2 protein-coding genes are annotated in these 16,973 nt (G+C 46.5%); both read right to left on the bottom strand.

What is annotated here, in order from left to right:
- The coding region (locus PMI05_RS06240; protein ID WP_238543258.1) for a condensation domain-containing protein at positions 1-929 on the bottom strand (929 nt) is incomplete at its 3' end.
- A 70-nt stretch (positions 930-999) separates the two neighbouring features.
- Entirely contained in the window at positions 1,000-16,560 is a 15,561-nt protein-coding gene (locus tag PMI05_RS06245) for a non-ribosomal peptide synthetase (RefSeq protein ID WP_007718792.1), read from the bottom strand.
- Positions 16,561-16,973 lie beyond the last annotated feature (413 nt).

Consider the following 16,973-nt stretch of genomic DNA (forward strand, 5'->3'; position numbering starts at 1 on the left):
TAGCTGCTTGTGGCTGTGGAGAACTGTTGCACCTGCCGAAGCAGCCCCGAAAATGTCTGTTTGCCTTCACTGCGAATTCGCATTGGGATCGTATTGACAAACAATCCAACCATTTCTTCCACGCCAACCAGCTCAGACGGACGTCCCGAAACGACTGATCCGAAGACAACATCATTGGCATAATTGTATCGTTGCAGCAACAATCCCCAGAGGGAATGAAAGACGATGCTCAGTGTCACATCATTTGATCTCGCTATCTGCTCCAAGCGCGCAGTCGTTTCCTGATCAATGCGAAACACGATCGATTCTCGTTGGTACCCGTTACCGGTTGAAATATATTCAACCGGTAACGGGGATTGCTGATCAAATCCGTCCAAGCTATCTCGCCAGAACGAGAGTCCCTCTTGTTTGTTTTGCTTGCCAAGCCAAGTAACATAGCTACTGAATGAATACGGTGGAGCTAGCTCAGCCTTCTTGTTTTGAAGATAAGAGCGATAGATATGGAAAAAGTCTTTTGCGACAATCCCCAAGCACCAGCCATCCATAATAATATGGTGGAAGCTCCACACCATCTTGAATTTTGATTCACTCAATTTCATAACGGTAATCCGAAACAACAGATCTTTCTCCAGGTCAAATCTCTTGCTCCGATCCCTAACAAGAAATTGCTCTACAAATGCTTCTTGTTCATCCTGAGTCAGGTCAGAGATGTCTTCAATCTGAATAGCTGCTTCTCTTTGCTTTAACACGATTTGCAGAGGCTTTTTACTTTCTTTATAGTGAAAGACTGTTCGCAGGATATCGAATCTTTCGACGAGGTCGTGAAAGCTCTGATCAAGGAGATCAAGCCGCAACGACTCCTCCATCGTAATCACCGTTTGTTCGAAGTGAACCTCTGATTCAGGATGAAGGATAAAGTGATACAGCATGCCTTCTTGCATAGGTGTCAAGCGATATATATTTTTTATCTGAACACCATTCAAACCTCATCACCATCTATCATTGAATTTTTTCACCCAGCAGTTGGGAAAGATGATCCAATTCCTCAATGGACAGCTCATCGTATGTGAAATCTGTTGGGCTTTGCTCGACTGACTCTTTCGATAAGCAGTGCGTAATGATTTCTACGATCTTTTCTCGGTAGGCATCCACGAGGCGCTGAATGGTTCCTTCTTCAAACTCTTCGCGATGATACGTAAAAGTAAGTGTCAGCTTGCGATTCACCACCATTCCATTCACATCAAGCGCAAAGGATCGAATGGCGGTCGGACTGATTTCTCGGCCCGTTGAAAGGGAGGAAGTCGTCATGCTCCCTGATTCCAAGTCTGTATCGAACTGGCCCAAGTAGTTAAAACTGATCTCAGGCTTTACCTGGAAAGTTAACGGAACATCGGCTTGTCTCGCAGACAGATACTGTAAAATGCTGTATCCAATACCTTTGTTCGGCACGCGTCGCAGGTTGTCTTTCACCATTTTGATCTGGTAGCCAAGCGATTCCGATCGGCTCATATCCAGTACGAATGGATACTGGGCAGTAAACCATCCGACGGTGCGCGAAATATCGATACCCTCCACGATCTCTTCTCTGCCATGTCCCTCCAGATTGACGAACACACGATCTATCCCCGCCCACTCTTTTACCGTCAAGCCCAACGCCGTAAGCAACAAATCATTCACTTCCGTGTTATAAGCCTGGTGGCTCTGCTTCAGCAGCTTTTCTGTGTAGGCTTCATCAAGCTCGATGGTGACATCTGTTGTATCTTGCATAAGCGGTGCTTCCATCGTTTCTGCCTTTGCCAGAGGAGAGAATGGCATTTCCTCGACCTGCTTCCAATATCCGATTTCCTGTTGAATCTCGCTTCCCCGTGAATATTTTTGCAATTCTTCAGACCATGTTTGATAGGAATCGGTTTTCATAGGCAAAGCAGGCTCTTCTTTCTGCAGCAAGGAGGCATACACCGTATGGAAATCTTCTAGAAGAATCCGCCATGAGACACCATCGACAACGAGATGATGAATCACGATTAACAAGTGATCTCCTGCATCTGTTCGGAAAAGGCCGAGATTTACCAACGCAGTATCCGTCAGATCGATCCCTTCTTGTATGAGCTGCGCTGCTTGCTCCATCTCCACTACGCTTTGGGCCGGGAACTCTCTGATCATAATGGGGACCTGGCACTGGTCTAGTTCCCGATGTTCCTGTACAATGTCTGGCTCGTTCAATTGGAATTTCATTCGCAAAGCATCATGATGCTCAATCAGCTTCATAAATGCTTGTTGAACCAGCTCTGGATCAAAGCCAGCTTCACTGAACAACATGACAGATTGATTGTAATGATGCGGGTTTTGATGGTTTTGTTCAAAGAAGTTCATCTGGATCGGAGTCAATGCTACTGCTCCCATTACAGGCCCTTGATCAATTTGTCTGGTCAGCGTCTGGAGATATCTTGCTGTACTGCGAATACGTGGGTTTTGGAACAAGTCTTTCAATCGGAGCTCATACCCATGATTCCTCAATCTCGCTATCATCTGAAGAGCTTTAATAGAGTCTCCCCCAAGCTCAAAGAAGTTGTGGGTCACACTTACTTGCGCAAGCCCCAGCACATCCTTCCAGATGGAGACCATGATCTGCTCCTGTTCATCGGACGGCTCGACGATGTGTTCCTCCACCAAGAGGGAGCGATCAGGAAGCGGGAGCTTTTTCCGATCCACTTTTCCAACAGCGGTAATCGGCATAGCCTCTAGTCGAACGAAGAAAGACGGGATCATGTAATCAGGCAAATCTTTAGCGAGCAGGTCTCTCCACTCGTCAGCCGCAAGCTCATGCTCTGTCACAATATACGCGCATAAGTACTTGCTCCCATTTTCTTCTTCTCTAGCGATAACGATTGCTTCTTTTACCTGTTCCAGCGAAAGCAGCTTGCTTTCAATTTCCCCTGGCTCGATTCGATATCCCCTGATTTTAATCTGGAAATCCCTTCTGCCCAGGAAATGGATGTTTCCATCCGGTAAATAGACAGCCAAATCCCCTGTCTTATACATTTTTTCATAGCCGGGTTCCGCGTATGGATTATCAACAAAGCTCTGTCCCGTTAGCTCCTCGTTATGCAAATAACCTAATCCAAGCGGCATGCCTGAGATGTAGATTTCTCCAGGGACACCTATCGGCACTCGCTTTCCGTACGCATCGAGTAGAAGGATTTTCGTGTTGAATATCGGTTTTCCAATCGGGATGCGATCTTCTTCTCCCGTAATTTGATAGGCAATGCATCCGATACTTGCTTCTGTCGGGCCATACAAATTCGTTGGTGATACATACTGGAATATTTTCAGGAATTTGGAAACTGTGGACGGAACGATTTCCTCGCCGCCGATAATGATCTTTTTGAGCGATTGTAATTTGCCCTGCAGTTCGAGATTTTCTGCTAACTGATTTACGATCACATTAAAGACAGATGGGACGAAATCAGTTAATGTAATTTGTTCGTCTTCTATAATTCCAGCCATGTAATCAGCCGAGACAGTCATCCCTGTAGTAGGCAAGACCGTTTTTCCGCCATTGGTCAGCGGCCAGAAGAATTGCCAAATGGCACTGTCATATACATGGTTGGTAGTCTGAAGGACAGATTGCGCTGCGTCTTGTCCAAAGTAATCATCCATCCAGTTAAAGCGGTTGACAATCCCTCTATGCGGTACGACTACTCCTTTTGGTTTGCCTGTTGAGCCAGAAGTAAAAATGACATAGATGGGGTCTTCCGGCGATACGGACAGATTAGGATTTTCGGCTTCCGTTGTCAGGTGCCCCAGATCAATCGCAACCAATTTCGCTCCCAAATCCGTTTCCGTAAAGGTATGGTCAGATTCTACGAATACGAACTCGCTACCCAGCTCGGCAATAACAGACTGGAGCCGATCGACAGGCCACTGAATGTCCAGTGGTGAAAACGCTGCTCCCGTCTTCATAACACCCAATAACGATATGACCAATTCCAGACTTCTTTCCATAAGTACAGGTACATACTTGCCTTTTCCTATACCGCGTTTCAGCAGATCAGAAGCGACTGCATTGGCTTTCTCGTTCAATTGTTGGTAAGTGATTGTTGAGCCTTGATAGGAAACGGCAATTCGATTTGGATAAAGTCTGGCTGACTCCTCGATGGAAACATGGATCGGTTGTACCACAGGATACTCTCGCTTTGTATCATTACTGAGCTTCTCCAAGAACTGCACTTCTTCCGAAGACATGAGGTCAATCTTGCCCACAAGAATATCCATGTTAGCAGCTACCTGCCGCAGTACGTTGGTAAAATGGTTGATAAAACGCTCCATCGTTTCAGGCTTAAATAGACTGGTGCTATATTCGCACTCCACAAAAAAGCTTTCATTTTTCGTCTCGACATTCATGACAATGTCTAACTTGGATATTTTCGTTTGGAATGGATACAGCCTGACCTCTACCCTGTTCCAGTCAAATGCTGTATCTGCCACATTGTCATAAGAGAACATAGTATCAAACAACGGATTCCTGCTTGGGTCACGTCGAACTTGAAGCTTTTCTACCAGGTCTTCCAATGGATAATCCTGATGCTCAAACGCCAGTAGTGACTTCTCACTTAGCTCTTGGACAAACTCGCGGAACGTTTTGGTGCCTGCTGGATAATTTCGCAGTGCAAGCGTATTTACAAACATCCCCACTACATTTTGAACATCGTTGTGGTTCCGTCCTGCCACTGGAGTCCCTACGACAATGTCCTCTTGCCCGGTATATTTGGACAGCAAAACGTTGTACGCCGCCAATAGAATCGAAAAGACCGTTACGTTTGCTTCCTTCGCCAAGTCGTGCAATCTGCGGGATACATCCGCCTCAATCTCGCTTTCGACCATACCCCCTTCAAAGCTTTGAAACTGCGGTCGCTGATAGTCCGTAGGCAGATTCATGACAGGTAGTTCCCCGCTGAATTCATCTATCCAGAACTTCTCCTGCCTATGCGACTGGCCCGTCGTCTTGATCTGTTTCAACCAAGCCGAATAATCCTTGTACTGAACGGTAAGTGGTTCTGGATTTTGTCCGTTATACAGTTGATTCAACTCATCAATCACTATGCTCACCGATGTTCCATCTGCTATGATGTGGTGCATGTCGATCAGAAGCAAATGCTTGTCCTCAACCAGTTTGACCAGCTTGACTCGCAATAATGGTGCCTGGCTCAGTTCGAATGGTTGAATAAACGTCCGTATGAGATTTTCTATACTCTCAGGACTGTCCTCTGCGCGAGCCTGATCGATGGCAAAACGGACAGAGTCATGGACAAATTGTTTAGGCTCACCATTTACGTAGTCGAAGGACGTACGGAACGCCTCATGCCTTTGGATGAGAGACTGGAATGCGTTTTCCAATACCGCAGAATCCAACTGCCCGGAAAGAACCAGAGCGCCTGCCATGTTATAGGCCACACTCTCTTCATCGAGTGATTGAACCGTAAAAATCCTTTTTTGCGAAGGAGAGAGCTCATAATTCTCTTGTCTTCCAACCGCCTGAATCAAAGGCTTTTCGGTCTGTGTCGATTCAGAAATGACGTGGGCAAAACTTCTGACGGTAGGATTTTGGAAAACGGCTCGCAGCGGAATTTCTACCTGCCACTCCTTGTTCACTTTGGCAAGAAGAATAGCGGCATGCAGCGAATGTCCACCTATTTCAAAGAATCGATCCAGAGCGCCGACTCGTTCGATCCCCAAGACCTCTTGCCATATTCCTGCAAGTTTTCTTTCATTTTCCGTCGCAGGCTCTACGTATTCCTCAGAAACCAACTTAGAAAGATCGGGTTCAGGCAAAGCATTACGATCGATTTTGCCGTTTGGCGTCACAGGCATCTCTGCCAATTGGATGATAAAGGTTGGCACCATGAACTCAGGCAGGGAATCCGCTAAAAACCCCTTGATTTCGGAGGTACTTACTCCCTCATCCGTCGTGTAATACGCGCATAATACAACGGATTCATCTCCCCTTGTCTTCGGGAGCACAATGGCATTGCGAACCTTTTCATGCCGTAACAGTTGATTTTCGACTTCGCCCAGCTCCACACGGAATCCACGAATCTTCAATTGGTAGTCCGACCGACCAACAAACTCCATATTTCCATCTGCCATCCAGCGCACAATATCGCCGGTCTTATACATGGTCTCGCCAGGACGGAATGGATTTTGGATGAAGCGCTCACGGGTTAATTCCTCTCGGTTCAGATAACCCCGCGCAACACCTGCTCCCCCGATATATAGCTCTCCGTACACGCCCACCGGCTGTGGCCGCAATTGGGAATCCAACACATAAAATTCTGTGTTTTGCAGCGGCTTTCCGATCGGAACATTTCCAGTTGTCATTTCGGTATCGCCAGCCATTTCGAAGTAGCTGGAATCAATAGCGGCCTCCGTAACACCATAGCTATTGATGATTTTGATCTGCCCGAAACGCTCGACCAAGCGGACAAACGCTTCACTTTGGCATGTATCCGAACCAAGAATCAGCAGTTTCAGATGAGTGAGCGGCAATCCATTTTGATAAATGTACTCCATAAAAGGAAGAACAAGAGCAGGTGTCGATTCAAACAAGGAAATTTCATACCTGGTCAACCACTGATATAGAGCCGGAAGATCAATCCTTACATCACTTGGACAAATCACCAAATGTCCACCATGCAGCAGGGCTCTGCACAAATCCCCTGCAAACACGTCAAAAGAGAAACTCGCCATCTGCAAGAGATTCACATTCATCTGTTCTAGTTCGTACTCATAGCGCCATGTATTGGCTACACTCACCAGATTGCGATGCTCGATCATGACCCCTTTGGGTTTGCCAGTAGTGCCTGATGTATAGATGATATAAGCGAGATCACTCGGTCCGGAGATGGCGTCGAGATTGGATGAGTCCTCCATGTAACTGATCTCTGCGTCCAGATCGATAATGGCGCCGCTGAAGCCTAGTCCGCTCTGTCCATTTTGATTGACCAGCATGACCGTTGCCTGACTGTCTTCCAGCATGAACGAAATGCGGTCCTTTGGATACTGGGGATCAATCGGAACATAGGCTCCACCCGCCTTCATGACAGCCAGAACAGCGACGACCATGTTAATCGAGCGTTCTGCCAAAATCGCAACGGAGCTGTTTGGTTTTACACCCTGATCACGCAGCGTTCGGGCCAGACGGTTTGCTTTTGCATTAAGATCCTGATAGCTGACCTGCTCTTCCCCGTAAGAAACAGCGGCTTGCTCTGCATGGCGTATTGCTTCTGCCTCAAACCATTCATAAAACGTTGGATAGTGAGGAGCGGGTATTTGCTTTCTCGCTTGATTAAAGTCGGCAACAACCTGCTTGACGTCCTCGCTGGACAAGGACTCCAAATCAGCTAGGCAACTCTCATTAGACTGCAGAATGGAGTGAAGAATCTTGGCAAAGTGATTAGCCATTCGCTCAACCGTATCGCGTTTAAACAGATGAGTGCTGTAATCAAATTGGCAAGTGAGCGTTGTCCCATCGTCATGGACATCAAGACTGAGATCAAAGAGGGACACACCTTTTGGATATTCATACGTCGTGACGTTGAAATCATCTGAGGCCACGTCGTCAAAGGATTCATAATGGTAATCAAACATGGTATCAAATAAAGGATTGCGGCTCAAATCTTTGTTTAATTGAAGAGCATCAACCAGTTTTTCAAACGGGTACTCCTGATTTTCAAAGGCACGTATGGCTTGATTTTTCACTTCTTTCAGGAAATCCGTAAAGGTCTTGCTTCCTGTCGGATAGTTTCGGATGGCCAACGTATTTACAAACATGCCCATCATTCGTTCCAAATCAGGGTGTTGTCTTCCCGCCACAGCAGAACCGACAATCAGCTCTTCCTGCCCCGTGTATCGATAAAGCAGTACATTGTAAGCAGCAAGCAATACCATGTACAAGGTCGTGTCAGTTTCCCTGGCCAATTGGAGTAACTGCTTCCTGACTTCTTCACCGATCCCCATCGTCAAGCGGTCACCTTCAAAGGATTGAACCGGCGGTCTTTGGTAATCAATGGGAAGCTTCAATACCGGAAGTTCTCCTTGGCTAAATTGCTCAAGCCAGTACTCCTTTTGAGCCAAGAGCTGTTCTGACTGCTCCCTCTCTTGCTCCCATGCCACGAAATCTTTATACGTCACGCCGAGCTCAGGCAGGGATTCTCCTCTATACGTATGGAGCAGCTCACGGATAAACAGAGATACCGAATAGCCGTCCGAAATAATGTGATGCATGTCCACAGCCACAATGAAGCGTTTGGCTGACACTTGGAAGATTTTCGCCCGAATAAGCGGTGCTTTGCTGAGATCAAATGGCTGGATAAAGGTGCGAATCGCCTCATTTACATCCTCTTCGGCCAATTGTTCGACCTCAATATCCAATGGCAGATCGTCATGTAAAACTTGCACGACTTCATTATCTTTGATCACAAAGTTGGTTCGGAAAGACTCGTGCCTTTGTACAACCTGTTGCAAAGAGTGAATCAAACGATCAAGTTCCAGTTCCCCATCCAATTGTAAGTAGCCAGATAGGTTATAGGCGGTTCCTCCATCCAGACCTTGGAGGATGTACATTCTTTTCTGCGCCGAAGAAGACCTATAGTATGGCTGCAACTCGCATGAGCGAATGGGAGTAAAAGCTTGATGCTTTGAAGAGTCTACGTATTTGGCTAATTCACGTATCGTCTGCGATTGAAAAATTTGATGCAAAGGAATTTGCACATGGCATTCCTTGTAGATTCTGCTGAGCATGACAGTCGCTTGTAAGGAGTTCCCGCCTTGTTCAAAAAAATTATCATCCAGATACATCGGGGAGCTTCCCAAGATTTCTTGCCAAATGACCCTGATGGTCTCTTCGGTCACCGTTCCAGCCGGCTCTACTTCTCTGACTCTCGTGCTTCTTTGCCCTGCAAGTCGATCGGATGAATGGATCATATGGATTTCTCCATTTCCTAGCGAAACAGCAGTTTTCGTCGTTCGCTGCCACTGAGACGGGGCTACATGCTCGAATTCCCCATCAGCCATATACACCTGTCCGACCGCACCCACAGGGGCCAATTGCTGATACTGATCCAGGACATAGAGGGAAGCTCGTCCTACTCGATCATCTGGCACATCCTGCAAAAGTTCTGTCCATTCTGTTGCATATTTGCCCAGGTTGCCACTGGATTCGCGTATCATTCTTTCCATCTCGTTGGGCTGTAAAAGCGATAGTGCATGAATTTTTTCCTGATCGTCTTCTGCAATACGATGCAAAAGATTCGCAAAGTAGACGCCCCACTGGCGAAGAATCTCCGTGGTTACTACCCCGCTTCTTGCATCCACATCAACCACAAGCTCTCCGCCCACTTCTGTCACGTTTACAAAAAGATCGTACTTGCTGTAAATGATCCGATTGGGCAACAGCGTAGCCTTCATTTGAGCGAAAGTCAGGTTGTGCAGCGGTCGATCCATATTGAACAACACAGAGAGCTCTGGCAAGCTCTGATGCGGCAAATTCTCAGCTAATGCTGCAAAGGAGTAGGCTTGATGCTTTTCCATCTCCGCAACTGCCTGTTTCACTCGGGACAAATAATCCGCAGCCGTATCATTGCCGTCAATCTCCGTGCAAACCGGCAACAGATTGACGCAGTTTCCTATCAAGGACATTTTGCCGATATGGGATTGACCCGCAGTAGGAATCGCAACAACCATTTTTCTATTTCCAAGAATACGATGAAGGAACAGGTTAAAAGAAGCCAGTAAGGTAATAAACAGACTGTTCTTGTTTTGAATGCTTCTTTTTCTTGCCTTCCTTGTGATGCTACTGTCGATCTTGAAAGTAATTCGCTCGCCTGTAAAAGATGGTTTTCCCGTTTCTCGTTGCTCTAAAGGAAAAACGAGCTTGGGGATTGGATCAGCGAATTTTTGGTTCCAGTACGTGAGCGCGTCCTGAAACGCTGGATTCTGCTTCTGATCTTCTTGCCAGTTTCGGTAAGTAGAAAACGGTGTAGAAGGCTCAAGCGATATTGGTCGTTTCTGTCTAAGGGCCGAGTAGATATCATCCAGCTCTTTTATAAAAACAGCCATGGACCACCCATCCGCAATCATGTGATGGAAGGTGTACGAAGTCAGGAATTTGGCGGTAGCCAGCTTGATGACACTAACCCGATACAGGGGGTCCTCAGAAGACAGTTCAAATGGCGTGCCTGTTTGTTCATCCAACAGCTGATTCCTTTTTGCTTCCTGTTCCTCTGACGAAAGGTGGCTCAAATCCACGAATCGAACACGTATGTCCCTCTTGGGCAGTACCACCTGATACTCTCCGTTGGAATCAATGATGGTTCGCAACGCTTCATGGCGATCCACCATGGCTTGGACAGCCTGCTCAAACACAGTAATATCAAGCTCACCTTCCACTTGAAGGGAGATAGTCTCGTTAAAAGCTGCAGATGCTTCCACGCGATATTTGACTGCAAACCACATTTGTTTCTGTTCAGGGCTAAGAGGAAGCTTTAGTTGTTCCCCCACACTTTCCACAAGCGTTGCCTCTGGCTTTTGCCCATCCCGTCTCGTAAAGTTTGTCATTTTCACGACTTGATTTTGTTTCCGTCCACCATTCGGAGAAGTTGGGGGTGGCTCCGGCAAAAAACCTCCTCGCCTCAGATCATCAATACTTTCCTTCACCGCATGGATCAGTCTCTCGATATCCTCATCGGAATGGGCAGTGGAAAGGAAGCAATTTCTGCCCTCCCATATATAAATGCCCTTGCTGATCAGGTGATAAAAGAACAATTCTATATCGGTAAACGATACGAAGCGGAACAAAGAACCACAATTGATCATCTGGATTGGAATCTGCTCGTTCTTAAAATACGCGTTGAGCGTTTCTACCAAGTAGAGGGTCTTTTGAGTTAACGCTTCCTGAAGCTTCGGCCCCTGTTCCTTCAAATATTCCAGCGTAGCGATCGCAGCATGCATCGTCAGTGGATGCGTACAAAACGTTCCGCCCACAAACGTCTTTTTCTCGGCATTTACCGGGTAAGAATGATCCCCAAAATTCCAGGTTCCCCCGTCTACTGCATCCATGAACGCAGCTTTCCCGGCTACAACACCGATCGGCATGCCGCCACCCGGAACTTTCCCATACGTAACGAGGTCTGCTTCTATTCCATACCACGCCTGTGCGCCACCCTGATGTATGCGGAATCCCGTAATGATCTCGTCAAAAATAAGGGCAGTGCCTGATTGGCTTGTAATCTCTCTGACTTCCTTCAAGAATTCCACTGGCTGCAGATCTGGACGTCGGCTTTGAACAGGCTCAACTAATACTGCGGCCAGTTCATGGGCATGTTTTTTGATCAGCTCGATTGATTTAGGATGGTTGTAGTTTAAGACCAGGACGTCATCCACCGTATGCTGGGTAATACCTGGTGCCATCGGTATGGCCTTCCCGTCCTGGGACTCAGGATCAGCAACAGTCAGAACCCCGTCAAATGTACCGTGATAGGAGCCGGAGAATAATGCGATTTTCGAACGGCCTGTAACAGCTCTGGCCAAGCGCAGTGCCACCATTACTGCCTCTGTCCCCGAATTATAAAAGGCGACACGCTCTACTCCGGTTAACTCGCTGATTAATTCTGCTACCCTTCCAGCTACATCCGACATAGGACCCAGCGGAGGCAGATCAGATTGAATCTGCTCCTCCAGCTTTTTCATGATAAACGCGGGATTATGACCGAGCAGGTTTACACCGAAACCCATCGTCAGATCGACATATTCATTCCCATCCAGATCCCACATTTTTGAACCAGCTGATGCTTGTGTAATGATCGGATAGACCATTTCCTTCCAATACGAACGGAATCCAGACACATTGCGATTGTTGGCATGAACAAACCGGTGCTCTTGCGTATACTTCTTGGAGTGCTTTGTCTTTTCCGTATAGCTTTGAATGAATGCGTTTAGATACTCTCTTTGTGTCGGTGTAAAATTACCTTGTTCACCGATCATCAGTGGCTGATACGGTATAAATGGCTTCTGGCGTTCCTCTTCATTCCCCTTGACGGGTGATTTTACTTCGGGTTTCTTGCTCTCGGGAGCAACAGGCGCAGATTCAGCTTGTTGCTTTGGTACAAAGCTTTGTTCTTGATTCAATAGCTCCAATTGTTTTTGTAACAGCGTAGCCATTTGGTTTTGGTGTTCAGACAAGAGCGAAATCTGCTTTTCGATAATAGTTTCAACCGCCCCTGTGCTTCTCGAGACTGCCATTTTCATGTTTTGTTCTCTCTGCTCTGACTGTTGAATATTCTGAACGTCATTCTGTTCCCCAACTACGTTTGCTTTCGGTTGCTCGATTGCCATCCATTCCATTTGTTTGGCAGAAGCCACAGCTGGGCTACTGGATAGCTCCAGAGCGATGTGCGCTGCTAGCTTATCAACGCTGGTAATGGTTTCAAACAACTCTTGGGCCGGAATGACCACTCCAAACTTTTCCTGAATTTCACGATTGATTTGTACGAGCATAATAGAATCCAAGCCTAGCTCTAGAAAATGAAGGGATGGATCTATTTCTTCTACAGCAAAACCTGAAGCATGATGAACCAACTCTTTCAGAACTTTTGCGATTGGCGCAGTTCCTATCTCTGACACAGTAGCACCTCTGTTTCCGCTAATAGTATTCATCTGTTCTGGAATGATGCTGATCACATCATCTGTAATCCAAGAGCGATGCTGATCGAAAGGATAAACCGGCAATGGCATTTTTCTTCTCTTTTTGCCATCTCTGTAGAACACATCCCAGTCAACCGTTGCTCCCTGTACATACAAATCGCATAATGTCGTAGCATATGAATACTTCATCTCAGTACTCGCCGTGTGGTACTTTTCCTGCACATCCCGAGCGGACTGACTCAACAGATGAACGGTATCTTCTGGAACGCGCTTTTTACCAGGTGAGTAGACAAAAACATCTCGATCATTTTCAAGCCGGACCGCCAATCGGTCGAGCTTTTGTTCGAAATCACTGCGACTATGCAAAATGAGTGCAATCCGATAGGGAAGCGTTTCTCTTCCGGTATTTGCCGTATAGCACAAATCAGACAGAGAAAGCGGGCCACTGGAAGAAAGAAACTCCCGATATTTTTGAATCAGACGTTGAAGGGCTGACTCGGATTTAGTCGATAAGGTAAACACTTGCACCTCATCTGAGACTGTCATCTCCGTTTCATTAACCGGCACATACTCTTCCAAGATAACGTGGCTATTGGTCCCGCTAAACCCAAACGAGCTAACCCCGCATCTCCTCGGATGTCCATCTGTTTCCCATTTTTCCAGTCTGTTTTGCACATAGACTGGCGACTTTTCAAATGCGAAATTCCGATTCGGTTTCTGAAAATGGACGAGGGCCGGCAGTTCTTTGTGCTTTAACTGCAAAGCAGCCTTAATCAAGCCAGCAATTCCCGCTGCTTCATATAAATGTCCAATATTCGCTTTGACAGTGCCGATTCCACAAAACTGTTTCTTCTGTGTATATTGTCGGAATGCTCTCTGAATTCCATCCAGCTCAACGGGGTCGCCTAGCTTTGTACCCGTTCCATGTGCCTCTATATAGCTAATCGTTTCAGGGTCGACTTGCGCATCCTCCCAAGCGTCTGTGATCAATTCTGCCTGGGCCTGTGAGTTCGGTGCGGTAATCCCGACTGTAACGCCGTCTTGATTAACAGCGCTTCCCTTAATCACGGCATAGATGTGATCCCCGTCCTCGATGGCTTTTTCCAAAGGTTTTAACAGAACAGTAGCTACTCCTTCACCCCAACCCGTTCCATCAGATTGATCGTCAAACGCCCTTGAACGGTTGTCAGAGGATTCCATTCCAATTCCAGCCTTTTGTGCCAGCAGGATGGTTTTGACTCCACCTGCCAATGCCATCTCACAATCACCGTTTTGGATAGCCTTGCACGCCATATGAACTGCAACCAAGGAAGAAGAGCATGCTGTATCCACGGTGACAGCAGGGCCGCGCAAATCAAGCAAGTGTGAAATGCGGCTTGCAATAATGGAAGGAAGGTTGCCTACTGCATAAGAGGGCAAATCCTTGGGACTTACCACTGACAAAAGGCGTTCGTAATCGTATCCCAACTTGGAGAAGCCGACATACACCCCTACTTTTTCCCCTGAAAGCTTGTGCCCGCCATAGCCAGCATCCTCTAGCGTATTCCAAGCATTTTCAAGGAACAGCCTTTGGTTGGGGTCCATTAGCTTCGCTTCTTTCGGGGTGATCGAGAAGAACGAATAATCAAACTTATCGATCTCCTCCAAATAACCACCCTCCACAAGGGTAGGATTGCCCTGTTCACCTCTTACCAGCGATACATATTGTTCTGTGTCCTTTCGTCTCTGTCCATGAAGCTCATGAATGCAATCCTTTCCTCCCCGGATGTTTTGCCAAAATTGATCCACATCCTGAGCCTGCGGGAACTTACAAGAAATCCCGATAATAGCGATATCCTTTTGTTTCTGTTCGCTCATATCTGTCTCTTTTATGCGATCAGTCGCTTGATCGTCGTGGAAGAGACTGCGAGAAAGCTTGGAAATCGTCGGATAGGCAAACAAATCTGTTACCGCCAACGTAATCCCCATCTCTTCTTCTATCCGCCCTGCTAACTGGGTCAACTGCATAGAGGACACGCCTACATCAAAATAACTGTCGTTCGGTCCCAATCTGTCTGACTGAAGCACTTCGCGGCAAATGGCAAGCAATTGTTTTTCTAATTCTTCGCGCAAGTGAGGGGATTTATCTGTTCTCTCCTCTTCTACCTGTTCGGTAATTCGTCGTTGCATTTCCTCGGAAACATCGTGAAATGCTCCAGACTGATACTCCCTAGCTACTCTATATCGTTCGACTTTTCCACTCGTTGTTTTGGGGATACGCTGAATCGGCAAGACCTCACTTATTCTCCATCCGGTTCGCTCGTTCAAATGCATTTTCACTTTCTTAGATAACGCAATGAACTCGTCTACACTTTTCCGATGAAGGACAAACACAAGAATATCCTCTTCTTTGCTTTTCTCGTTGAATACCCCGCAGGCAACGACCTTCCCAAGCTCGACTCCTTCGACTTCTTCAGCAATCCGCTCAATATCATGCGGATAAACGTTTTGACCATTCACGAAGATGATGTCTTTCGCACGCCCCGTGATGACAAGGCGTTCCTTTCGAATAAAACCCAGATCCCCTGTTCTGAGCCATCCATCGGCCGTCATTACATTTGCGGTGGCAACAGGGTTGTTGTAGTATCCAGCAGTTACATTCTTCCCTCTAATCTGGATATGACCAACAGTATCGGTTGGTAGCTCTTGATCCTCGTCATCACATATTCTTACCTCGCAAAAATCAATGGGGTAACCCACTTCTACCAGTGTGAGAGCTTCTGGATTTGTTTGATCCGTCATCTTGATTGGCTTTCCTACCTGGATAAACCTACGATCCAGAGAAAGCGTTGTAAAATGCAGGTTCTGATCCGGAATCGTTACTCCCACAGAGGCTTCAGCCAATCCATAGCACGGGAGCATGCTCGTTTTCTTCAATCCATAAGGGCTCATCTGATCTAAAAACTGATGGATCAATTCTGAAGCAATGGGTTCTGCTCCATTTAAAATCGTGCGAAGCGTAGACAAATCCCACTCTTCTGCCACTTCCGGTTTAAACCTGGACAACACATATTTATATCCAAAGTTCGGAGAAGAAGAAATCGTCGCCTTGTGCTCGCTTACTTTCTTCAGCCATAGCGTAGGCCGCCTGATAAATAGTGAGGTATGAATAAAATAATGCTGAACTCCTGCATACAACGGGGATAAATGGAACCCGATCATCCCCATGTCATGAGTTAAGGGCATCCAGCTTAGGAATGAGTCAGACTCAATCGTTCCAAGTCTGTTATTAATCGCACGCACATTATGGACAAGGTTTTCATGCGTCAGGGTAACCCCTTTCGGATCTCCTGTAGACCCAGATGAAAATTGAATAAAGGCCACATGATCAGCAGAAGGATAATAGATTGTGCCCTTCTCTTCTTTTTTCCCGGTCTCATCAAGCAGGAAGGACTTCGACCTCAATGATTCCAATTCCGTCAGGTAGTTGTGTTTACTAAAGAAATCCTCCAGTCGTTTCCAGACGCTGTCCGTCGTAATCAGATAGGGATTGATTAATGTCTGCCAAACCTTTAACAGCTTAAGACGATGCTCTTCGTTATCCCCTACAGAGATAGGAACAGCAATCATTCCACCAAGTAAGCATCCCCAAAAAAGGCAGACAAAAGTTCGGAGATTACTATCCTCAATTTGAAAAACGACCTCATCACCAGGCTTGATTCCGTGTTTTTGGAGGACAAATAAATAACCGAGGGCTTCTTCATACAATTCTTTATAGGAAACAAACACCTCATTCTGGTCTCCCAAAATGAAGGTAACGCCTTTATGGTCCTCGTTCTTCCACAATTCCAGCGCTTCTACTAATGTCTGAACAAAATGCAAAGCGTTGTTCCTCCCTTGTCCCGTGTTTGATAGTTTCTAGCACTTGCCTGGTGAGCATAACCACTCCAAATGCTCCCTCTTGCTCCCCACGTGTATACAAGAGAAGTGAATTTCCCCAAGCCGTGACTCGTTGTATGAATCGCCTGTCTCCCGCTTGCTTTTCCGGGTAGCAGATAGACTCGTACCCGGAATAAGCAAACAGCAATTTCATTCTGAATATTAGGAACCTTTACTCGAAAACCTTATCGTCGCCACTGACCTGGAAGAAAAAATTTAGTCAATTCTTTTTCTTTCCGCACTTTGGAATGTAACGAACAGGTATACGCCACTTACTTTTATTCCCTTTTATTGTTTTTTTCTTGAAGTATCATGCAGTAAGAAACCATCGCCATAATGAGATGGGTGATTCTTAC

The sequence above is a fragment of the Brevibacillus sp. BC25 genome (assembly GCF_000282075.1).
Classification (GTDB): Bacteria; Bacillota; Bacilli; order Brevibacillales; family Brevibacillaceae; genus Brevibacillus.